The sequence below is a fragment of the Gottfriedia sp. ABJ_BB2_2 genome, assembly GCF_055484705.1.
In genome coordinates this window covers 1-21513 of the sequence record NZ_JBVFKR010000013.1, presented here as the reverse complement: position 1 = coordinate 21513, position 21513 = coordinate 1, and the positions used below count along the sequence as shown (strand labels likewise).

26 protein-coding genes are annotated in these 21513 nt (G+C 34.2%); 5 read left to right on the top strand and 21 right to left on the bottom strand.

Features of this window, described 5'->3' with window-relative positions; all coding sequences use genetic code 11:
* Nucleotides 1-104: 104 nt before the first annotated feature.
* The 6 genes from ACX6U0_RS19295 to ACX6U0_RS19270 all read right to left on the bottom strand — a co-directional run bounded on the left by ACX6U0_RS19295 (nt 105) and on the right by ACX6U0_RS19270 (nt 5494).
* Nucleotides 105-767 carry an amino acid ABC transporter permease gene (locus ACX6U0_RS19295; RefSeq protein ID WP_464961484.1) on the bottom strand — a complete coding sequence of 221 codons (663 nt, stop codon included), beginning with the start codon at nt 765-767 and terminating at the stop codon, nt 105-107.
* A 12-nt stretch (nt 768-779) separates the two neighbouring features.
* The gene (locus ACX6U0_RS19290) at nt 780-1418 is read right to left on the bottom strand and encodes an amino acid ABC transporter permease (protein WP_464961483.1); all 639 of its coding nucleotides are present in this window, start codon (nt 1416-1418) and stop codon (nt 780-782) included.
* Between the two features lie 90 nt (nt 1419-1508).
* Complete coding sequence (locus ACX6U0_RS19285) at nt 1509-2315, bottom strand: transporter substrate-binding domain-containing protein (RefSeq protein WP_464961482.1); 807 nt, start codon at nt 2313-2315, stop codon at nt 1509-1511.
* 15 nt (nt 2316-2330) lie between these two features.
* Nucleotides 2331-3059 carry an amino acid ABC transporter ATP-binding protein gene (locus ACX6U0_RS19280; protein WP_464961481.1) on the bottom strand — a complete coding sequence of 243 codons (729 nt, stop codon included), beginning with the start codon at nt 3057-3059 and terminating at the stop codon, nt 2331-2333.
* A gap of 231 nt (nt 3060-3290) precedes the next feature.
* Nucleotides 3291-4163 carry an RNA polymerase sigma factor SigJ gene (sigJ, locus tag ACX6U0_RS19275; RefSeq protein WP_464961480.1) on the bottom strand — a complete coding sequence of 291 codons (873 nt, stop codon included), beginning with the start codon at nt 4161-4163 and terminating at the stop codon, nt 3291-3293.
* 20 nt (nt 4164-4183) lie between these two features.
* Nucleotides 4184-5494 (bottom strand): phytoene desaturase family protein, encoded by a 1311-nt coding sequence (locus ACX6U0_RS19270; protein ID WP_464961479.1) that lies wholly within the window; start codon nt 5492-5494, stop codon nt 4184-4186.
* A 175-nt stretch (nt 5495-5669) separates the two neighbouring features.
* On the opposite strand from ACX6U0_RS19270, the gene ACX6U0_RS19265 reads away from it, so the two are divergent.
* Genes ACX6U0_RS19265 through ACX6U0_RS19255 form a run of 3 tightly spaced genes read left to right on the top strand, consistent with a single transcriptional unit; the run spans nt 5670 to nt 7046 of the window.
* The gene (locus ACX6U0_RS19265; protein WP_464961478.1) at nt 5670-5996 is read left to right on the top strand and encodes a PadR family transcriptional regulator; all 327 of its coding nucleotides are present in this window, start codon (nt 5670-5672) and stop codon (nt 5994-5996) included.
* Entirely contained in the window at nt 5996-6400 is a 405-nt protein-coding gene (locus ACX6U0_RS19260) for a permease prefix domain 1-containing protein (RefSeq protein ID WP_464961477.1), read from the top strand. Before ACX6U0_RS19265 ends, ACX6U0_RS19260 begins: the two co-directional genes overlap by 1 nt.
* Before the next feature lie 10 nt (nt 6401-6410).
* Nucleotides 6411-7046: a hypothetical protein gene (locus ACX6U0_RS19255; RefSeq protein ID WP_464961476.1), complete on the top strand. Its 636-nt coding sequence runs from the start codon at nt 6411-6413 to the stop codon at nt 7044-7046.
* Between the two features lie 227 nt (nt 7047-7273).
* On the opposite strand, the gene ACX6U0_RS19250 is transcribed toward ACX6U0_RS19255, so the two are convergent.
* The 4 genes from ACX6U0_RS19250 to ACX6U0_RS19235 all read right to left on the bottom strand — a co-directional run bounded on the left by ACX6U0_RS19250 (nt 7274) and on the right by ACX6U0_RS19235 (nt 9805).
* A complete protein-coding gene (locus tag ACX6U0_RS19250) occupies nt 7274-7912 on the bottom strand; it encodes an NAD(P)-dependent oxidoreductase (protein WP_464961475.1) in 639 nt (212 codons plus the stop codon).
* A gap of 138 nt (nt 7913-8050) precedes the next feature.
* Nucleotides 8051-8479, bottom strand: a complete 429-nt coding sequence (locus ACX6U0_RS19245) for an Rrf2 family transcriptional regulator (protein WP_464961474.1) — start codon at nt 8477-8479, stop codon at nt 8051-8053.
* A gap of 226 nt (nt 8480-8705) precedes the next feature.
* On the bottom strand, nt 8706-9323 hold the full coding sequence (locus ACX6U0_RS19240; RefSeq protein ID WP_464961473.1) for a LysE family translocator: 618 nt from the start codon (nt 9321-9323) through the stop codon (nt 8706-8708).
* A gap of 11 nt (nt 9324-9334) precedes the next feature.
* Nucleotides 9335-9805: an Lrp/AsnC family transcriptional regulator gene (locus tag ACX6U0_RS19235; protein ID WP_464961472.1), complete on the bottom strand. Its 471-nt coding sequence runs from the start codon at nt 9803-9805 to the stop codon at nt 9335-9337.
* Nucleotides 9806-10032: 227 nt separating this feature from the next.
* Here ACX6U0_RS19235 and ACX6U0_RS19230 point away from each other — a divergent pair, with 227 nt between their 5' ends.
* Nucleotides 10033-10659 carry a hypothetical protein gene (locus ACX6U0_RS19230; protein WP_464961471.1) on the top strand — a complete coding sequence of 209 codons (627 nt, stop codon included), beginning with the start codon at nt 10033-10035 and terminating at the stop codon, nt 10657-10659.
* Nucleotides 10660-11029: 370 nt separating this feature from the next.
* On the opposite strand, the gene ACX6U0_RS19225 is transcribed toward ACX6U0_RS19230, so the two are convergent.
* The 9 genes from ACX6U0_RS19225 to ACX6U0_RS19185 form a co-directional block, all read right to left on the bottom strand.
* Nucleotides 11030-11425, bottom strand: coding sequence for a VOC family protein (locus ACX6U0_RS19225; RefSeq protein ID WP_464961470.1), 396 nt, complete (start codon nt 11423-11425; stop codon nt 11030-11032).
* A gap of 19 nt (nt 11426-11444) precedes the next feature.
* Entirely contained in the window at nt 11445-11993 is a 549-nt protein-coding gene (locus tag ACX6U0_RS19220; protein ID WP_464961469.1) for an NADPH-dependent FMN reductase, read from the bottom strand.
* 120 nt (nt 11994-12113) lie between these two features.
* A complete protein-coding gene (panE, locus tag ACX6U0_RS19215) occupies nt 12114-13055 on the bottom strand; it encodes a 2-dehydropantoate 2-reductase (protein WP_464961468.1) in 942 nt (313 codons plus the stop codon).
* A 93-nt stretch (nt 13056-13148) separates the two neighbouring features.
* Entirely contained in the window at nt 13149-13796 is a 648-nt protein-coding gene (locus ACX6U0_RS19210; RefSeq protein ID WP_464961467.1) for a response regulator transcription factor, read from the bottom strand.
* Between the two features lie 16 nt (nt 13797-13812).
* The gene (locus ACX6U0_RS19205; protein ID WP_464961466.1) at nt 13813-14931 is read right to left on the bottom strand and encodes a GAF domain-containing sensor histidine kinase; all 1119 of its coding nucleotides are present in this window, start codon (nt 14929-14931) and stop codon (nt 13813-13815) included.
* Nucleotides 14931-15374 carry an SRPBCC family protein gene (locus ACX6U0_RS19200; RefSeq protein ID WP_464961465.1) on the bottom strand — a complete coding sequence of 148 codons (444 nt, stop codon included), beginning with the start codon at nt 15372-15374 and terminating at the stop codon, nt 14931-14933. Before ACX6U0_RS19200 ends, ACX6U0_RS19205 begins: the two co-directional genes overlap by 1 nt.
* 30 nt (nt 15375-15404) lie before the next feature.
* Complete coding sequence (locus ACX6U0_RS19195) at nt 15405-15947, bottom strand: GNAT family N-acetyltransferase (protein WP_464961464.1); 543 nt, start codon at nt 15945-15947, stop codon at nt 15405-15407.
* Between the two features lie 100 nt (nt 15948-16047).
* On the bottom strand, nt 16048-17037 hold the full coding sequence (locus ACX6U0_RS19190; RefSeq protein WP_464961463.1) for a GNAT family N-acetyltransferase: 990 nt from the start codon (nt 17035-17037) through the stop codon (nt 16048-16050).
* Between the two features lie 112 nt (nt 17038-17149).
* Nucleotides 17150-17938, bottom strand: coding sequence for a YwqG family protein (locus ACX6U0_RS19185; protein ID WP_464961462.1), 789 nt, complete (start codon nt 17936-17938; stop codon nt 17150-17152).
* 188 nt (nt 17939-18126) lie between these two features.
* Here ACX6U0_RS19185 and ACX6U0_RS19180 point away from each other — a divergent pair, with 188 nt between their 5' ends.
* Nucleotides 18127-18867: an MBL fold metallo-hydrolase gene (locus ACX6U0_RS19180; RefSeq protein WP_464961461.1), complete on the top strand. Its 741-nt coding sequence runs from the start codon at nt 18127-18129 to the stop codon at nt 18865-18867.
* 62 nt (nt 18868-18929) lie between these two features.
* Here the strand turns inward: ACX6U0_RS19180 and ACX6U0_RS19175 are convergent, their stop codons facing one another.
* Together ACX6U0_RS19175 and ACX6U0_RS19170 are read right to left on the bottom strand one after the other, a co-directional pair.
* On the bottom strand, nt 18930-19298 hold the full coding sequence (locus ACX6U0_RS19175) for a VOC family protein (RefSeq protein ID WP_464961460.1): 369 nt from the start codon (nt 19296-19298) through the stop codon (nt 18930-18932).
* A 123-nt stretch (nt 19299-19421) separates the two neighbouring features.
* On the bottom strand, nt 19422-21158 hold the full coding sequence (locus ACX6U0_RS19170) for an aromatic amino acid hydroxylase (RefSeq protein WP_464961459.1): 1737 nt from the start codon (nt 21156-21158) through the stop codon (nt 19422-19424).
* Nucleotides 21159-21513: the final 355 nt, after the last annotated feature.

The window sequence follows — 21513 nt, the reverse complement described above, 5'->3', positions numbered from 1 at the left end:
TAAATGGTAGGTTGAACCGAGCTTTGTTGTACTATCCATAAAAGTACCCTATAAAATAGACCTTTATATGTGTCTACTCTATAGGGTTATATAAGTTGAATTTTTTATATCTGTTTTAATTCTAATCTTCTCGCTATCATTGACAATGCATAGTTAACGATGAAATACATTAACGACACCATAATCAATACTGGCACTACATATGATCCTTTTTGAGCATATATAATTTGACCGTTATGTAGTACATCAGGTAACGCAATCACGACAGCAAGTGATGTATCTTTCAGTAATGAGATAAACTGACTCACAATAGGCGGTACCATTCTTCTTAGCGCTTGGGGCATTATGATATAACGTAATGTCTGAATATAATTTAGTCCCGAAGCACGGCTGGCTTCAATCTGTCCTTTTTCGATTGAGTTTAAGCCACTGCGAATGATTTCTGAAATCATAGCTGATTCAAAAACCGTCAATGCTGCAATTGCTGCAGCTGTGATTTCCATTTCGATTCCGATTTCAGGAAGTGCAAAATAAGTAAAAAATATAATTAGTAATAAAGGAAGATTACGAATGGTCTCGACAATCATGGCCAGCAATTGAGATACAACCGGAATTTTCGCATATCGAAGAGTACCTACAATACCGCCGATAATGAAACTAAGTACAATTGAAATTGCAGCAACCTTTAGCGTAACCCAAAATCCTTCAAGAAGAAATCTTAAATGGTCAGCTGTATATACTTCTATGAACGGCGCAAAAAAATCCATCTATGCACCTCCTTAATTACTTCTAGCCATGCGTTTTTCTAAAAAGTTAACGCCTAAACTTAAAGGAATCGTTATCATTAAATAAAATAACCCAACAAAAATATAGGTATCAAAGGTAGCATATGTCATTGCAGATATGAGATCACCTTGATACATTAAATCTCCGCCTGCTACAACTGCTAATAATGAAGAATTTTTAACTAAATTGATAAATTGATTACCTAGGGGTGGGATCACGATTTTAATCGCCTGTGGTAGAATAATCATTCTCATTGCCTGACCGTACGTCAGTCCGGTTGATCGGGCAGCTTCCATTTGCCCTTTTGGAACAGACAAAATTCCAGCACGAATGGCCTCAGCAATAAATGCTGCTGTGTAGATGGTCAATCCAATTGTTCCTGCCATCATCCCTCCAAAATCCCCAACTAAGAAAGTAAAAAACACGATAACCAGTACAGGTATATTACGAATAAATTCTACATATGCCGTGCCGACCCAATTAAGTAGCTTAAATGGGGCAATTCTCATTACAGCAATAAGTGTGCCTAAAATAAAACTACATATTAATGCAATTAAACTAGCAATGATGGTTATCTTTAAACCTTCTAAAAATAAATCAGTATAATTCGTTAGTATCGAGAAATCAAGCAAACGATCTCCTCCTAATTAATCAGGATGAGCAGGTCCGTAAGCTTGACCTCGAACTGCTGCACATCCTGACGAGAATCCCGATAGTAATAATTAGTTTTTAATCCACTTATCCTTTATTTCATCGTACTTTCCTGAGTCCTTCAAGCTTTTTAATGCTTTATTTAACTCTTCAACAAGCTCTTTATTGCCTTTTTTAACAGCTATTCCATAAGGCTCTTCAGTGAATGTTCCACCTACTAATTCAAAGGAAGGATCTTCTTCTGCCATACCATAAAGAATTGAGTCATCAGTCGTGAGAGCATCACCCTTCCCAGACTTTAAGGCTGTAAAGGCTTCGGCATAGTTTTCGAATTCAAGTACTGTTGTTTCAGGGGCCTTCTCGCGAATATTGATTGCAGATGTTGATCCTTTAACAGCAAGCACCTTCGTTCCTTTTTTTAAGTCTTCAATACTTTTAACTTTGCTTCCTTTTTTCACAAGCAATGATTGCCCTGCATCAAAATAGACATCAGTAAAATCTACTTCTTTTTTACGTTCTTCATTGATTGTCATTGTTGCAACTACTGCATCAACCTTACCATTATTTAAAAGGCCAACCCTCGTTTTAGAAGTAACCTCTATGTACTCTGGCTTAACATCATCGCCAAACATTTCTTCTGTTAATGCTTTTGAAAGGTCGATATCAAACCCTTCTACATCACCTGTTGATGGATTTTTCAACCCAAACAAACGAGTGTCATGCTTTACACCAAACACGATTTTTTTATCTTCTTTAATTTGGGCAAATACATCCTTGCTGTTTCCTTTAGAGTCCTTGTCCCCGCCGCAACCAGCAAGGAAACTGGCCGCCATAACTGATACTAACGCAATTTTCATGAAATTTTTTGTTTTAAACATGTCCTTTTCCTCCTATTAATGATTTAATATACGGCTGAGAAATAAGCGGGCCCGTTCTTCACGTGGATTCGCATAAAATTCAGCCGGAGTTGCTTCTTCCAATATTCGTCCTTCATCAATAAACACAATGCGGTCAGCAACCTCTTTGGCAAAGCCCATTTCATGGGTTACTACCACCATCGTCATGCCTTCTCTAGCGAGGGTTTTCATCACATCAAGGACCTCACCAATCATTTCGGGATCAAGTGCCGAAGTTGGTTCATCAAACAGCATGATATCTGGTTTCATGGCAAGTCCGCGTGCAATTGCAACACGTTGTTGTTGGCCTCCAGATAGCTGGGAAGGATAAGATTCAGCCTTTTCTAAAATACCTACCTTATTGAGATAACGACTTGCTGTTTCCTTAGCTTCTTTTTCGGATTGACCCAAAACTTTCATTGGAGCTAGCGTAATATTTTCAAGAACAGTTTTATGGGGATATAAATAAAAGTGCTGAAAAACCATACCAATATTTCGCCTAAGCTTATTGATATCTGTTTTTTTATCCCCTACTGAAATTCCATTTACGGTGAGTGTTCCTTCTGAGATGGTTTCCAGATGATTGATGCATCGTAATAATGTACTCTTCCCAGACCCGGAAGGACCAATGATGACAACTACCTCACCTTTGTTGATTGTTAGATTAATATCTTTTAGGACTTGAAAATCTCCGTAAAACTTATTCACCTGATTAAATACAATCATCCTTGACCTCCTAATAAAAAAACCTATTAAAATTAGAAACTCAATTCTTGTAAATTTTGAGAATTAATTAAACTATATTCAAATTGTGTCCAATACATTCTTCATAGTTTTGTCCACGCCTTTTCCAACAAAAAAAGCCGCTATAGCGGCTTATGGTTTTAAATAACTATTGTAAGACTTTATTAAATAGTAAGAAAATCATTATATAAGTAATCTATTTGTTCGAATTAGTTACTTTACTCTTACTTTATCCGGGTTTCTAATTAGGTAAATACTCTTATAGCAATCTCCTACTCTTTCAAAGCAAATAATTGTTGGTTCTTTGCCATCAACTAGTACTCCAATTTGGCCATTTACCATGACAAGTTTGACTTCATAAGAGTCTGCTTCCTTCTTCGCTAAACCTGTTAAGAATGCGATAACATGCTTCTTGGTAGATAGAGGACGCATAGCTGCTTTGACTTTGCCACCACCATCAGATATAAGAACAATGTCATCTGTTAACAGTGCGATCAAAACTTCTATATTTCCAGTTCCAACAGCCTCGATAAAACGTTTTGCCAATAACGAATCTTCTCCAATATTTGCATTCGAAGTTTGATGATCAGCTTGAATTTTTTCTTTTACTCTACTAAAGATTTTTCGGCAATTCATTTCTGACTTACTTAAAATATCTGCAATATTTTTATAATCAAATTCAAAGACCTCTCGCAGAAGAAACACTGCTCTTTCAACAGGATTTAGTTGTTCCAGTAGTACTAATAGTGCATAGGAAATTGTTTCATCTAAAATGACTTTTTCCGCTGGATCTTCTTGTATGCCTTCATATTTCCATTGAAGAATTGGTTCAGGTAACCAAGGGCCTATATAAACTTCTCTTTTCTTTCTTGAAGATTTTAATAAGTCCAAACATCTATTTGTCATTACTTTACATAAAAAAGCTTTTATATTATTCGGTTCTTCGTCTGAAGTTTTACTCAGTTTGTGAACGGCAACAAAGGTATCCTGTACTAAATCCTCAGAGTCCTCGATAGAGCCCAACATATGATAACCAATTGAAAATAAAAGTGGTTTATATTCAGAATATAGTATATCTATATCCATGAAGCCTCTTCCCTTCTGTTCTATAAATGTTGAAATGCTAATTTCTTATCTAGTAATTTCGTAGCATTTTTAGCACTAATTAATGACGCACTCAAAAGAATTTCTTTTTCTCCTACCCAATCTCCTGCAATATACAGGCCCTCTATCCCTATTTCATCTGATTTTATTATATTTCCGCTTTCTAATGGTTTTTTTATTGCATTAGAAACGACCATTTTAGGGAGAAAGCGACGCGACACCACAAAATCTCTCCACCCAGGTTGGATTAGATCCAGAAAACCTTCTAGTTCATATTCATCATTTTGCGCATCATTTTCAATCAATGAATCCAAATATTTCATCACATGCACAACAATTTGACCAGGATCATCTGAAAGCTTTGCTACTGTTGAATGATTTGAAAAATACCACGGTCTATCTACACCTAATGCAAAATTCGTTTTAGGATTTGGAAGTCCCGACATGACCAGATCTAAACATGCTGCCCGGACCGGAATGATTTGATCCACCTTTTTCTGAAAAGATTCCGAAGCCTTCTCACCTACAAGCTTTATTAACTCATGTGGATTAATTGTGGATACTACACTAAGTGTTTTTATCATTTGATCATCTTTTAACGAAACTGTGAATCCAGGATATTCACCTGAAATTTTACTCACAACTGCATTCTTTTGGATTGTGACTCCCACTTCTTTCGCCCTACTAACCAGTTTATTAACAATTGTTTGCCAACCATCATTCACATACAATACACTTGCACCTCTTAATTGACCAATTGCTACACGAGCACTAATTAATTCAGGGTTATTCGCGTATGTGGATAACCGAACAAATGCATAAATTAAGTTTCTCACCTTGTTACTTGATATCGTTTCAGATAGATACTGCTCTAAACTAAGCCTATTTAAAGAGTCTAACTCCATTTTACGAATATGACGATAGAAACGGATAAATTCCATTTTCTCTCTCCACTTTAAATTGCTACCAAGAAATAAATTCACTATATCTACTACGTTCATTTTCTCATTATCTTTTCCAAACACAAATGCACCGCTTAATTTTGGTGATTTACCTGTAATATTGATTCCAACTTCATTAAATACTTCAAGCGTATCTGTATAAAGTGCATGTGGACCTAGATTTACATGTGCTTTTCCTAATTTACTCGTGACGCCCCTTCCACCTAAATTTGCTCCTTTTTCTAGTAATAATATTTTTTTCCCTTCCTGTGCTAAATAAATAGACGCCGTTAATCCAGCTATTCCTCCACCTAATATGACTACATCCCATTTCATGGCTGTATTGGCTGTATTACTATTTTCTGAATACATATTTCTTCACCCTTTCCTCTTATCTCATTAACTTAGACGAATAGCTCGAGGAATTTGTGACAAAACAGAAATAAAAAATATGACGAATTTTTTTCAAGAAATTACTTTGACAGATAGAGTAATTGTTGTTAGTATTACTCTATCAGATAGAATAATATGTTTTAGAAGGTGAATTATGGTTAGAAGTGATATCATACGTGGTCATTTGGACTCAATTATATTGAGGCTTATTTTTGAGAAGGACCGTTATGGTTATGAAATTTCTCAAGAAATCGGTTTACGTACGAATAATCGATTTCAGATTAAAGAAGCTACTCTTTACGCTGTTTTTCAACGATTAGAGAAAAAAGAACTCGTCGAGGCTTATTTCGGTGACATTACTCACGGTGGAAAACGAAAGTATTACAAAATTACATCATTAGGTAAAGCATATTTAAATGAATTAACAAAAGAATGGCATGAAGTAAAAGAAATTATTGATTTATTTATGGAGGACTTGTGATGAAAAAAATTAAAAATCATATTGAAGAATTATTTAAAGAAATTCCTAGAACACAAGAATCAGAATTAGTAAAACAAGAGATTATTCAAAACTTAGAAGAAAAAGTAATCTATTTAATAGACAGTGGTAAGGAAGAAGAAGATGCAATCAATAAAGCAATTGTAGAATTTGGAGATATAGATGAACTAAAAAAAGAGCTAGGCGTTAAAAATCCGGATCAAAAAAAGAGTAAATTAGCAAAACTAAACTTAGCTTATTCACTTTGCGGTAGTGGACTCTTAATTGCACTTTTCCTATTTATTAATTTTTACTATACACCAAATACAATTTGGTTTGTTTATCCTACTTTCGGTCTACTTTGGTGGCCACTTTCAATGTATTTTTATTGGCAACGAAATAAGTGAGGTGTAAATGATGAAAAATTATGTTGGATTCGCCACAGCTGGTTGTATTATGAGTATGATATTTTTTATGATCGTAAATTATATTACCTCACCTAATACACTTTGGTTTATATATCCTTGCTTTTTCCTGTTATTATGGCCTATTAGTTTATATTTCGTATTTAAAAAATCTGCAAAACAGCTTTCCTTATTTTGTAGTCTAGTTCTAATTGCATTCCTTTTTACTGAAAACTTAATTCATTCACCAGATTATTTATGGTTTTTCTATGCAGCTTATCCAATTATTTGGTGGCCAATCTTAATGCACCTCGGAGCAAAATCTGGTTCATTACGTGTTGCAATCATCGGTAGCTTAACAACAATTATCTATTATTCTAGTTTTAATTTTTTCGGTTCCCCAGATTATCCTTGGGCAATCTATCCTGCATTTGCTGTCATTTGGTGGCCCTTAGCGATTTATCATGCAAAACGAAGATCATTCGTATTCTTTTCATTCACTGCAAGTTTATTAATCAGTGTATTCTTTATTACTGTGAATATCGTCTCATCTCCAAATACAGTATGGGCTGTTTATCCAATCTTCGCAGTGATTTGGTGGCCATTAAGTATGTATTTTTATGTTTACAAAAAGAAAAGTATTAATTGAAATGAAAAAGAGATTCTTCAAAATAAGAATCTCTCAGACTGTTGACAAACGCTCGCTTTCTTCGTTGCTTCGCTTACTTGCGGTGCTCATTACCGTTAAAGGTAACTCCGCTCCTCATCCGGCTTTGCGCCTCGAAAGACAAGCGTTTTCAATCAGTCTGAATCTCTTAGTTTTTGTACTTTTTCTACAAACTGAGGGACTCTTCAATAGAAGAACCTCTTTTTTCATTATTCAGCCTCAGAAACAATTGTAAATCGTTGGTTAACATGCTTAGGTTTTTCGATTTCGTCTAATACAGCAATTGCATAATCTGCGTAGCTCACATAACTATTACCTTTTGCATTAACTATAAAATTATCTTTTCCTAATTGATAAGTACCTGTTCTTTTCCCGGTTGGATCGAAATGTGCTGCCGGGCTAATAAATGTCCAATTAATATTAGATTTTTGTAAGTCCTCAAGATTTTTTGCTTGGTTGGATGCAGTTGCAAAATACTCTTTAGGGAATTCAGGCGTATCAATTAAACGAATTGTTTTTTGCTCATCTACATATAAACTTCCCGCTCCACCTACAACGACTAATCTAGTTTCAGTTGTTCCTTTGATTCCTTCAATTAACACATTCCCTGCTTCTATATGAAGGTGCTCTTGTCCAATTGGTGCACCATAAGCATTTACTATAACGTCAAATTCCTTAAGGTCTTTTGCTTGTAAGTCAAAAATCTCTTTTTCTAATACCGAATCAATTTTATCAGTTAATTTAGAAGCATCTCTTACAATCGCTGTTACAGCATGCCCTCTTTCCATTGCTTCCTTTGCTATTAGTTTCCCCGCTTTACCTGTAGCTCCAATAATGCCAATTTTCATCTTACATTCCTCCTAAAGTATATTGTTTAAAGATATTTTCAAGTTGTAACAATAATAGTTACAACTGTGATAAAAAAATAAAGTAACTAAGATGTAACAAACCAAGTTACAACATTATCAAAAAAAATTGAATACTGTTTATCCAATTTTTTTAGTTAATACTGTCACTAATTCTTCCATCGTGACCTCATCCAAAATACGTTCCATCGCTTCTTGAGCTCGGTTTAAAATCAATTCGAGTACAGCTTGAATATTAGCCCCGACAGGACAATTTGGATTCGGATTTTCATGAAACTGAAAAAGTTCTCCCTCTTCTACTACTTCTACTGCATGATAAACATCTAGAAGAGAAATGTCTCTTAAAGGCTTTAGAAGTGAAGCTCCTCCTGTTCCTCGACGAACTTGAATTAATCCAGCATTTTTAAGTTTTCCCATCACTCTTCTGATTACGACTGGGTTCGTATTAACACTTTCCGCAATCCACTCAGAGGTACAAAGCGTACTATTCTCAATCGTAACTAAAGATAAAATATGAACAGCGACAGTAAAACGACTGCTGATTTTCATAGGATTCAACCTCCCGATGTAATCATTATAGTTACATCAAAAATGATTGTCAATTATTATTATGTAATGTTTTATTTGAAAGGAGCCCTTGGCTCCTTTTTTTAAATTCTATAAACGCTAAGATACCTAATAGTATAATAAGAATCCTGCTATTTTGTTGACCCTACTTAAAAACTTCCTCGCAAGCTTGACTTTTATTTAGACGCTTATCTTAATTGTAGAAACTTTATTTAATTAACTCATATAAAGCAATTCCACCAAAAATAAGGATGATGAATCCTGATAAACGGTTGATAACTGTTAACGATTTATTTGTAATCTTTTTCCTAAATAACCCTACTCCACTACTTAAAATAATCCACCATAAAGTAGACCCACAAAATACTCCAATTACTAAAATTACTGAAGATAACAAGTTACTGCCTGCATTAGAGATTCCCAAACCTGCAAAAATTCCGATGAATGATAAAATGGTCATTGGATTTGTTAGTGTCAAAAACAAAACGGATAAAAAGGCATTCCACATATTTTTCTTTTTGGTTTCAGATTGAGAATAGCTTACTTTTGACATAAGTGTTTTTACACCTAAATAACAGAGAAAAATACCACCAATTAGTTGAATCCAAAAATGTTGTCCAATTAAAAAATTCGTAATAACAGTTAAACCAAACCCTGCAATTAACCCATAAATTCCATCCGCCGTTGCCGCCCCTAATCCAGAAACTAAACCTACGACTCTGCCATGTGCTAATGTTCTACGGATACATAACACACCAATTGGACCAACAGGGGCAGCAATTGATAAACCAATTACCAAGCCTTTAAAAAAAATCCCCAATTCCATACTAACCCTCCCTACTCTATTGAAAATTTATGATTTTGTAATGGGATTCTAAACGTTTCTTTCGTTGTATCCATTACTATTGTTGTTTTTGTTCTAACGACTCCTTTAAGCCCCTTTATTTCATGACTAATCACTCGATCTAAATCTTTTGTATTTTTACTTCTTATTTTAAGTAAATAATCGTCCTCTCCCGCGATGTGGTGACATTCCTGTACTTCTACTAACTGATTAATAAGCTCTAAAAAAGGCGCCCTATTTTCTGGGCGTTCAAGTGAAACTGCAACAAAAGCAGTCAGCTCACTCCCGACCTTTTCAGCATCAACTAATACACCATAACTTTTTATTACACCTTGTTCTACCAGTCGATTTACCCTTTCTGCAGTAGCAGGTGCAGACAACCCGATCTCAGTAGCCATATCAGCCCATTTTATTCTTGAATTCCCCATTAATAGATCAATGATTTTCAAATCGTAAGTATCCATTGTTTAATACCTTCTTTTTATAAGTTTTATTATATATTAACTTATTTTATGAAGGTTATTCAATGATATTTAATAAAAAAACTACTTCGTTGATGAAGTAGTTTCAATTACTAAATATTAGTCTGTTTAAACCTCAAGTTAAAAGTATTTAGTGAATTATTTGACTTTTATTGTAATCTATTAATATACTTTTAAAACAAGTCTTTATTTTGGAGAGTGTTACAACAATGAAAATGACATTAACACGAGCTTTAGCTGAGTTAAAAATGTTAGATAAACGTATAGAAAAAACGATCAATGAAAGCCAATACATTGCGTATGAAATTGGAAATAAAGGAATTAAAGGTTTCCAGCAAAAAGATGAATTTAATACATATGCAAAAGGTCAGTATGAAAGTGCACTTAAATTAATTGATAATAGAAAAAAAATTAAAGCTGCTCTTGTAAAAGCAAATGCAGTTACAGTGGTGGAGATTGCTGGTGAAAGTATGACATTAGCTGAAGCTATTGAACGAAGAAATAGTATAAATCATGAAGCAGTTTTACTTAGAGTATTATCTCAACAGTTTTCAAAAGTAACGAATAAAGTCGAATTAGAAAACATTTCAGTTCAGGAGCGTTTAGATAATTTACTAGAAAGCCAATTTGGGAAAGACGGCAAGACTAAAAATGAAGATACGAAGGATTTAATTGATTTATATAATGCAAAACATGCAGCAAAAGTAGTTGATCCGATAGGATTACGTAATGTCATTCAGAAATACCAAGATAAATATGATCAGTTTTCAACAGAAGTTGACTTTATCTTATCTGAAACAAATGCCAAAACTGAAATTGAAGTTCATTTAGACTAATCAGTTCTGAATTGCTACTATTACGAAATGACTTAAAAAACTGCCCGAACGGAACGGGTTATTTCCGTATCTAATTGAGTAGATGTAAATCTACATTCCTGAGACTCTATGATAAGAGAAAGAAAACGTTAAATTTTAGCGTTTAAATCGTAAAGACTAAAGTGTAGCGATTAAACTTCTAACGATTAACAATTACATATTACATTTTTTTAAAACCCAAGAGTACTGCTTTATAGGTGTTCAGTTTCTTACCTTGTCATAGCACTTGGCTGTTCTAGTAGCTCCCCCTCTAACTGTGTTCAGTTTGAGGGGTTTTTTTGTTTATTTTCATTTTAAGTACACCTGAAAGGTTTACTTCTATTTTTAAAAGCTACTTCAATCCTTCAGTATTCATAAATACGACTCTCCAACCATCTGGGTCCTCTACTGTAATACTTTTACCTAGCCAGTAAGGGTTTTCCGGTTCAACTTCGTCATATCCCATTATTTGTAATCTATTTTTTAACTCTTCTATTTCATTTTTATTAGGTATATAGAATACAAGTAGATTATCTTTTGTTGGTGCTGGACATGGACTTCCGCCAATATATTGAGTAAATTCTAAGTGATTCTCTACATCAGGTAAGCCATACATAACTCCATCATAACCGTCATGATTTTCAAATCCAGCTACACGCTTTAATCCTAGTCCTTCCCCGTAAAACTTTTTAATTTCTTCTAACTGATCTGTTGGTCTTGCGATTCTGAATTGGACCCAATTTTTCATTTTACCTCGGACTCCTTTCTTAATAGTTTGATGCACTCCACTCTTCGTTTAACTTTTTAGTTAATTGAGTATAGAGCTTTAATTCTTGAATTAAACCATTTACTAAGTAAGAAGGTTCTTCCGCCAAAGCAACGCCACCTTGGATAAAGTCAGTTGGATCAATGACTAATTGTTTAGATAAGACATTTGCATATAGTGCTCGAAGGACAATTCGCATATTATTAAGCGCATTAATTCCTCCCTTCCCACCACCAGCAACAGCCATTAAAGCTACAGGCTTATCTTTAAAATGCTTACTACCTAAGAAATCCAATGCATTTTTTAATGCCCCACTCATACCGCCATGATATTCTGGTGTCGCGACAATCATTGCATCTGCATTTTCCAATTCAGCCCGTAACCTTTTAATATTATCCAATTCATTTTGATCTTCTTGTCCGTTATAAACAGGTAAAGTTAAATCACTTAAATCAATCGTCTTGATATTATATTTTTTTGAAATAATAGCTGACAATTTTCCAGTACGTCCTTCTTTTCTAGGACTACCATTAATGATGACAATATTCATATGTTCCACTCCTCTTTGATCTGTACTTTTAGTATAGTCAATAAATAGAATGTAATCGTCAGTCGATTGGTAGAACTTTATTACACGTTTTGATGTATTAACAAAATAAAAAACCTACAACTAAAGTTGTAGGTTGAAATGATTTTCCACATGCATTTTTTCATATACTTTAAGATTTTGATAAATTACTTCAAGCAATGGGGCTGAAAGATGTTTCATTTTCGCAAGCTCGAGCAAGTATCCTTGCAAATGATCGCCTTCTATAGAAAAACCTTTTTCCATATCTCTCTGCATTGATGATTTCATATCATACCCTAAAGCATCAATTGATTTCATATGCTCATTAACAATATTCTCCTGAATTGGAGCATTAAGGGCATGCATAATGTTAGCACACTCTTCGAATAATTGACGAATTAACGTCCTTCCGCCTTCACTTTCTCTAATTGGCCCAATTGGTGCACGCATAAGCGAAGTTACACCAGACATGACGGTAATAAACAAAAATTTATGCCACATGTCTCGCTCTATTTGTTCGCTACATACAAAATCAGCTTTCGTACCACTAAATGCTTCCGTTATTTTACGGATGCGTTCCGTGTCTTTATTTAATAATTCACCATATACAAGTCTTGCTGCTTTACTTGTCTGAACTACTTCTCCGTCTTGATTTAAGGTCGTTTCAATAAAGCATAAACCACCTATTATGTTACTTTCTCCAAACGCTTCTTTTAAAGTTGTTAAATGTGAGATACCATTTAGTAGTGGTAAAATGACTGTATGATCTCCTATAAACGGCTTTACATCTTTAATGGCATCATGTAAATGATAGGATTTGGTTGAGAAAAGTACTAAATCGAACGTTCCGGCATTCTCGCTCGCTGAGATGAACTTAGATTGTAATACCATGTCACCGTGGACACTACGGATCACTAGTCCTTTTTCCTCTAACTGTTTTTTTCGATTCGCTCGAACTAAAAAAGTAACATCTTCTCCTTTTTCTACTAAACGACCGCCAAAGTAGCCACCTACTCCTCCAGCACCTAAAACAAGAATTCGCATCCAATCTTCCTTTCTACCAGTTTATTGTTTATAGACTCAATAACATAATCGAAAAATATCGAAAGCTACCAGAATAAAACTTACATGACCGTATTATTCTGATATTCCATTTCGAATCGCATAAAGCGCGAGCTGGGTACGATCTTGAAGTTGTAACTTTGCTAATATATTTGATACATGTGTTTTCGCAGTTTTCTCAGTAATAAATAATGAAGAAGCAATTTCTTTGTTACTCTTACCTCGTGTAATTTCCTTTAAAACATCCATTTCACGTTTAGTTAGTTTGTCATGAATCGTCTCCTCAGATTTCGATTCACTTTTATTCGTTAATGCCGAGACCAACTGTGTAGTAATTTTTGAATGAAACTGTTTTTCCCCATCATAAATTTTACGTATGGCTGTTACAAGCTCATCTGGGTCACTATCTTTTACATAATAGCCAGCCGCTCCTGCCTCGATTGCCGGTAAAATATGATCTTGATCATAAAAACTTGTTAAAATCATTACTTTAACAGGCAGCCCTTCATTTTTAATTTGTTCTGTTGCTTCAATTCCATTTAGTTTTGGCATAGATAAATCCATAATCACAATGTCCGGATGCAATTCTTTTATTAATTGTAAAGCCTCTTCCCCGTTTGATGCTTCACCAATGACCTCGATATCCTGTTGGGTATTTAAAAAAAAGATTAGTCCTCTTCTGACAACGTGATGATCGTCAGCAATTACTAATTTTATTGTCATTATTATTTCTCCCTCTTTAAAAAGGAATATTTGTTATTATTTTTGTTCCTTTATTAAGTTCACTTTCCACGATAAAAGATCCTTGTATCGCTTCCACTCTTTCACGCATACTTTTTAACCCTAATGTAGGAATACTTATATTTTCTGGACACACAAAACCAGCACCTTTATCCTCAATCACCATGTTAATGTTTTTACCATTACTTGATAGCTGCAAATAAATGTCCGTTTGACCAGAATGTTTTCGACAATTATTAAATGCCTCTTGGCCTACACGCCATAATGTCTCCTCTATTTTGGAAGGAAGAACATTGATTCCTTTGACTTTGCTATGTATTTTTAAACCTAGCATTTCACCATAGTTAATTAAAGCACTAACAATTCCATTTTCTATTCCTTGTGGTCGAAGCTGCCAAATTAAAGCTTTCATTTCTGCCTGCGCTTCTTGTGCAATTTGTTGAATATGGTGGAATGTCTCTTTTACATTTTGGTTATCTGATACATTGCCCCCAGCTTTAGCTGTAACGTTGATTGAAAAGAGCAATTGACTAACTGAATCATGTAAGTCTTTAGCTAATCGATTTCTTTCTTCAATTACTTGAATCTCCTTCACTTTTTCAGTTAGTTGAATTCTTTTTATTGCTGTTCCGATTTGTAATGCTACTGCTCCTAAGAGGTCTAACTCTTCTTGATCAAATTGTAATTTATTTGATGCTGCTACATTCAATAATCCAAATGATTCCTCTCCGGCTTGAAGTGGTACAGTCGCATGGTGAGTCACGCCATTTGTGTCACCCCAATTATGAATCACTGATTCTTCTAATCTTTTACATTCCATTATATTCGAAGCTTTATTGAGTCTTCCTTGTACATATTTACTCACGCACCAGCAATCGCCACAACACATCGGCTTGACCTCATCATTTGTTAACGCTGGTGGTAACTCAAAAGAAGCAACTAAATCATAGTTACCATTTTTATCTATTAAAAATATCCATCCAGTTTCTAAGCCTGTAATTTGGATTAGTTTTGCTAATGCACAATCAAGGGTACTGTGTAAGTCAGTACCCTCGTTTAATATTTCAGCAATTTCTTTTAATACTTGTAGTTCTAAAAGAAAAGATTTTTTTCTCATTACTTTATTGTTTCCTTCATACGTTTATCAAGTTGTTCTAGTACATATGGCCACGCTTCTTCATGCTGATCTCTTGATAATTCATCACTGAAACCTGCATGAGTTAATTTAATCATTGGACCATGATCTTTTGAAACGAATTCTACTGTAACAACTGTTTCAGCTTTCGTTCCAGCTGTGATCCACGTAATTTCAACCAGTCGATTTTGCTCAAGTTTTAAGAAACGACCATAGTGTGGATGACGCATCTCATTAAATTCAGTTTCAAAGAAAAAGACAGAGTTCACTTTTGCTTCCATAATGACAGAATCCGGTGCTGCAAACCAACTTCCAAAACCTTCTGTCCAGGCGTGATATAGTACGTCTATTGACATTTCCATTTCACGTTCAACTTGTAAGCTGTACGGTCTATTCGAAAGATTAGGGTAACTAATGATATCCATCTTAACTCCTCCAGATATTTTAGACTTTAATTATTCATTTTCATTGATAATAGCAAGCATTTGGTGATCTTCCCATTTCCCATTAATTCTCACGTTTTTCTTGGCAATTCCTTCTTTATGGAAACCAGATTTTTCTAATACTCTAATAGATCCTATATTATGTGGCATAACACCAGCCTCAATACGGTGAAGCTTTAATTCAGTGAAGGCATATTCTACTACAAGCTTAACTGCTTCAGTCGTATAACCTTTACCGTTTTGTTGCTCATCTAAAGAATATCCAACAAAACAGCTTTGTAAATCCCCTCTTAGAATTTCAGCTAACATTGTATTTCCAATCAATTCTTCAGTTTCTTTTAAGTAGATACCGAAAAAATAGTAAAGATCTTTATCACTTTTTTCTTTATTCGATTTAATGCGTTCCTGTTGAAATTCTACTGTATAAAAACTCTCATCTTTTATATACGTAAAGGGTTTGAAGAACGCTCTATTTTTCACTTCAAAATTTAAAAGCTCTTCTGCATCTTCAACTTCTAGCATTCTTAAATAAACATTATTCCCTACTAATTTCATGATTATATCCCCCTCAAACTGATAATCTTCATTATTATGTAAATTTTCTTTCTATTAATATAATACAATAAAAGCTGCCTTTCCAAAGTAAAAAGCTATACTATCTTCCCTTTGCCCATAACACCCTAGAATCAATATGACGAACTAATCGATGGACTAAAGGTTTAAATCCATTTTTCGACCAAAATCTTGAAGATTCTAGATTAGTCATTCTCCAGTCAGTCTCGCAACTTGTATAACCTGACTCCATTGCATGAGTAAGACCATTTTGTAATAACGCTGTTCCTACTCCCATGCCTCTAGCAGACTCAACTGTCGCACCGACCACCAAACTTACACATGAATCTGGTATAAGCATATTTTCATCTGATGCTTCTGATGGCATATATACTTGAAAACCAACAACTTTATTTTCGTGAATCGCTAACCAAAATGTAACTGTTTCATCATCTATTAATTCAGCGTACCCATCTTGGTAATCTGCTCTTTCTTCTATAAAACCAGGTGCGAATACTGGAGACTTAGCTTGATGCTCCATTATCATCGTCGCCAATGCTCTAATATCTTTTTCATCATCTTTCGTTGCTAAACGGATTTGAAGATCAGGGTGAATACGATTTGGCTCTATCCCCTTTGAAATGTCACGAATTCCGTGGACTTGTTCATATGCAAAACCTAAACGAAACCAAGCATTTAACATTTTATCATCACCGCTTGGTACCATCACATAGTGATGGAAGGAACCATGATTGACCATCTCACTTGCAAATACAGCGTACAACTCACGATATAATTCATCATTTTCGTCTGGAGCTATTGCTACTCCCGCATACTGAATCCATGTATGTCGTTCACGATTTTTATCGGTTTGTATCGAACCAATGATATAACCAACTAGCTGTTCGTCTTTTATTGCTGCTACGCCAATCCAATCTTTTGTAACCAATGATTCAATCGCTTTCTTTGCATACGCTATTTCTTCAAACATAACAGGCAATTCTTTATTTACTTTCCGCTCATTTTGATGTCGAGTGGCCAATAAATTTGCTGCATCATCTATATAAGAATCCTTAAACTCTACAATTTTCATCATAAACCTCCATAGTTTGTATAAAGAGTGCCTTTCTTTAGACTCTATTAACTTCAATAAAAAGAGCACTACTTCCTGCTAAAGAAGTAATGCTCTTTTTATTCAGTCACAATTAGCAACAATCCCAGTTGTATAGGACATTCTTAAAATTTCTATTTAATAAATCTTCTCTTGAAATAAAGAAGTTTGCAACTCCAACGTCACCAAACATACAATCAATTGAATCATCCGAATCAATTTGTAAAAGTAATATAGGATGCTCTTCTTTTTCTCTAGGATCAGCTTGTGTAAAGTATGGATAGCCACCAATTCGATGACCTTCTCCAGCAAATGTTTCAATATATAAATCATGTAAATCATTACAATTTGCATGCTCTATGTTTTGATCAAGTGGGATATTTTCTTCAATACTATCAAAATCAACTGAAAAAGCTGATACGGGTTGAACCACTAAATTAAATATCATTCCTGCTTCTTTTCCAATAGGAAACTCTATTTCTCTATCCTCCGTTACAAATGAGAAATCTTCAATTAAATCTGTTTCATTTAATTGCTCGTGGTAAATTAGTTTAAAGTTATTCTGCTTAGTAGGTTCATCGAAATCCATACCATAAACGTCATCATCAGCTGATATGTATATTTGTAACAACCCTGAGGCTGGGAACTCATTCATTTGAGGTATCTCTGAAAAATTTATTTGTGCAAGGAGCTTCATCGGTTCCCCATTTTCATCCTTTGGATATTCCATTTTTTTAGGAAAATACGGATCGCCACAAAACTTACTTTCTATTAAACTCGTCTTTCTTACATCTGTCTGAATGACAACTGATTCTTTAACTGTCGACTCTATTAGATCCTTGTAGTTTAACAATTCTTTTGGTATTTCTAAACTTTTTACCATGTTACACCTGCCTTTATATTGTTAACTCCATCATATCAATCATCCTGAATTTGACAATTACTTTATTAAATATATTCTATTAAAAGCATTTCTTTAACATCTAGTTGTAAAAATGATAATATGCTATTTTTTTACAGCTTTATTGATTATGTTATAATACTCAAAAACCATTGAAAAGAGTGTTAAACATGGATATTACGTTTATTGGTTGTGGAGATGCATTTAGTAAATTATTAGGACATAATAGTGCGCTTCTTACATTTAATCAGACAAATTTATTAATCGATATTCCAGACTCGAACTACTTTCGTATAGATAAAATGGGATTATCATATAGTGATATTGATAACCTATATATCACTCACTTGCATGGAGATCATATTAACGGTCTCGAAAAATTAGCATACTTTAGAAAATTCATCTCTCCATTAGAACAAAAAGATAAGAATGTGAAAAAGATTAATTTATACATACATGAAACATTGATTGACGGTTTATGGGAAAGTGTAAAAAATGGATTAAAATTCACAAATGACGGTGAAAAAAATTTAGAGGATTATTTTAATATCTATACTGTAACTGACGCCTTTCAAATCGATGGTGTACTATTTAACTTAATTCAAAGTCAACATGTTCCAAACATGCCTGTTTTCGGACTATTTATTGAAGACGAATTTTTCTACTCAGCTGACAGCATATATAACCATCAATTATTACAAGGTTTACTTCCAAAAGTGAAGAAGGTCTTTTATGATATTCATTTCTATCCATTTCCAATTCCAGTACATGCAAGTGTTCGAGATTTTGGTGGACTAAACATTGAGGATAAAGAAAAAGTATATGCAATGCACTATGATGATAGTAAAGTAAAAACTTTATGCATTGAAGGTATAAAACTAGTCCAACCATTTCAAAAAATCCATATTTAGTACAAATGAAAAACCACTGAATACGAGTGATCAGTGGTTTTTCTTTAAAACACAATCCATTCTTAATGATATTCTAAGAACTCAATTCGATTTCCGAATGGATCATTCACAAAAAATCTTGTACGACCTTCTATAGGAGGTTCTTCTTTTATTACCATCTTTAGTGAAACGAATCTTTCTCTTAACGCTTCAATATTTGTTACGATTAATCCAGGATGAGCTTTTTTAGGAGGAGTATGATCTTCTTGGATACTAATATGAATTTCTTGATGACCACAAATAAACCAACAGCCACCTCTGCTTTGTAAGTTTTCCGGCTTCGGTATTTCCTTCATACCAAGAATTTCGCCGTAAAATTCTCTTGCTCTATCTTCTCCTCCCTTTGGTGAAGTAATTTGAATATGATCGATGCCATTTATTTCAAAACCCATTTAATCCACCTCTTCATTCATCGTTCTATCACAATAAATTATTTTTACATCTTTAGCATATCAGAAGATTTAAAAATGAAAAGCATTACCTCTAGTTGAAGTAATGCTTCTCATAATAGCCAATTAAATTAATTTCAAACCATTTGTAATTAGATTTTTAAGTGAATCAATCTTACTTAATTCTTCTAAATCCTTTTTAAGAGGTAATACTAAATGGTTTAATTTCGGATTTACAATTGATAATTCAAGTAATTCCAAACGTAATAACCAATCTTCTTTATGTGAACGATTTAGTTCATCATACGTTTCAATAAGCTTATTAATACAATCATCACAGAATGTGTTCTTCTCTCTAATCACTCTAACTTGTTGGTATAGTTTTTCTATTTCAGTTAAAGGTGCAGGCGTTCCCTCAACAACTTCAACCTCTTTTAGTGAATCCTTAAAGTAAGTAGCCGGATCAGCTGCACCAGGGTAAGCTGATATCACTTTAGAACCAACAGCCATATCAAATGTGCCCCATTCCTTCTTAAACAATTCCTTACCTTCATAAGTAACTGTGCAATCCTCAAATGAAATTAAAGCGACTTTATGATTATTTTTGATGATATTGACAACTCTACCAGAAGCGCTTACATTGCTTAAGAATTCTAAATCAACATAGTTTCCTACAACAATACCTAAATTTTTAAGCATGTCATTATCACATTCTTCTAATTCTATATTCCCTTTTAGAAGTCCGATCGGTGTGCCAAATCCTTTTGCATGGTAATCCTTACCGTGACCTTCTAATTGTTGATGATTAACTGATAATGCTGTCTCTCCCGTTGTATTAACATAAATTGCTTCACCAGTTTCATCTTTTAAAATTGCGTGAACAATTCCTGTCACACTTAAGCCAGAATTTAATTCAAATGTCGCAACACTTTTCGATTTAAGTGCCTTATCTAAACTTTCAGTACCACCAACTCGGAATGCCATGGTATTTGCTAATTCTTCAGCACCCTCCATTAGCTCTTCAAAGCTTTTACATACAAATAACTGTGATTGCATTTCAGTTATATTTTTTGGATGCAATGTAGCAGCCTCTACAGAGAAAGGTAATCTCTCTACAGCATCTGTAAAGCAATGTGTACTTTCACCAACCGATGACAATAAACCTGCACCGTAAATTTTTGGTTGATCAACGTCTCCTATTAGACCATATTCAACTGTTCTCCAGAATACGCGTGAAATTTTTTCTGCTTCTGAAATGCCTACTATTGCGTTTTGTTTTTCCTCAACTAATCTTTGAGCCGCTGCTTTTTCTTCGGCAGTAGATTTTGGGTCTTCCATTACAATCGTTAAGTTTCTTACAGCCTCAAATAATTCTTGCTTCTCCTTAGTAGCAAAAGCTTTTGCACCAATTGAACCAATTTTTTGTACATATTCTCTAAAAACTGGGTCAAATAAAATCGGCGCATGCCCTGCTGCTTCATGTATTATATCTGGAGCCGGTGTATATTCGATGTTTGTTATTTGTCTAATTTCTGTTGCGATTGGTAAAATTCCATTTGCCAATAATTCAAAAAAAGCTGCACCAGGAATTAATCCATTTACAATTCCAGCACCCCATCCAATTTTAGAAAGGCACTCGTTCATTTCAGCAACATTTGGAATTTTTTCCGTTTCAATACCAGATTGTTTTAATCCATCAACAAATGCAGCGTGCGCTTTATCTTTTAAAGCATGATGATTTTGTCGCATAACATAACGCCACACAGCATGATCAATCGGTGTGTACAGATCATAATTTTGCTCCGACAAATATTGTTTTAAATGAGGTGGTATTATTTTTGTCTCAAAAGCTGCTTCTTTCATTTCTCAGTTCCCCTTTTTTTTGTTTTTCACATAATAATCTATTACCTTACTTTCTTAAAAATACCCGTTCCATCTATTCTTGCTAAAGCTTTTTTCGAGCATTTCTAAGCAAGTGTTCATCATTAAACCATTTCTACTTTTTCCAAATTACTCCTTCTTTCCCTAAAATCTTTTTTTATTCTGTATAAATAGTCATACTCATCAATCAAAAACATCACTCCTTTCAAAATAGAAAAGTGGAACCGCCTCGCTCAGGACCGACAAGCATAAGACAAAGATCAGTGAAGGTTGCTCTTTAACCTTTGCTGGGCTTTGGCTTATGACCTCGAGGGACTAGGCGGTGGAACTAGACATC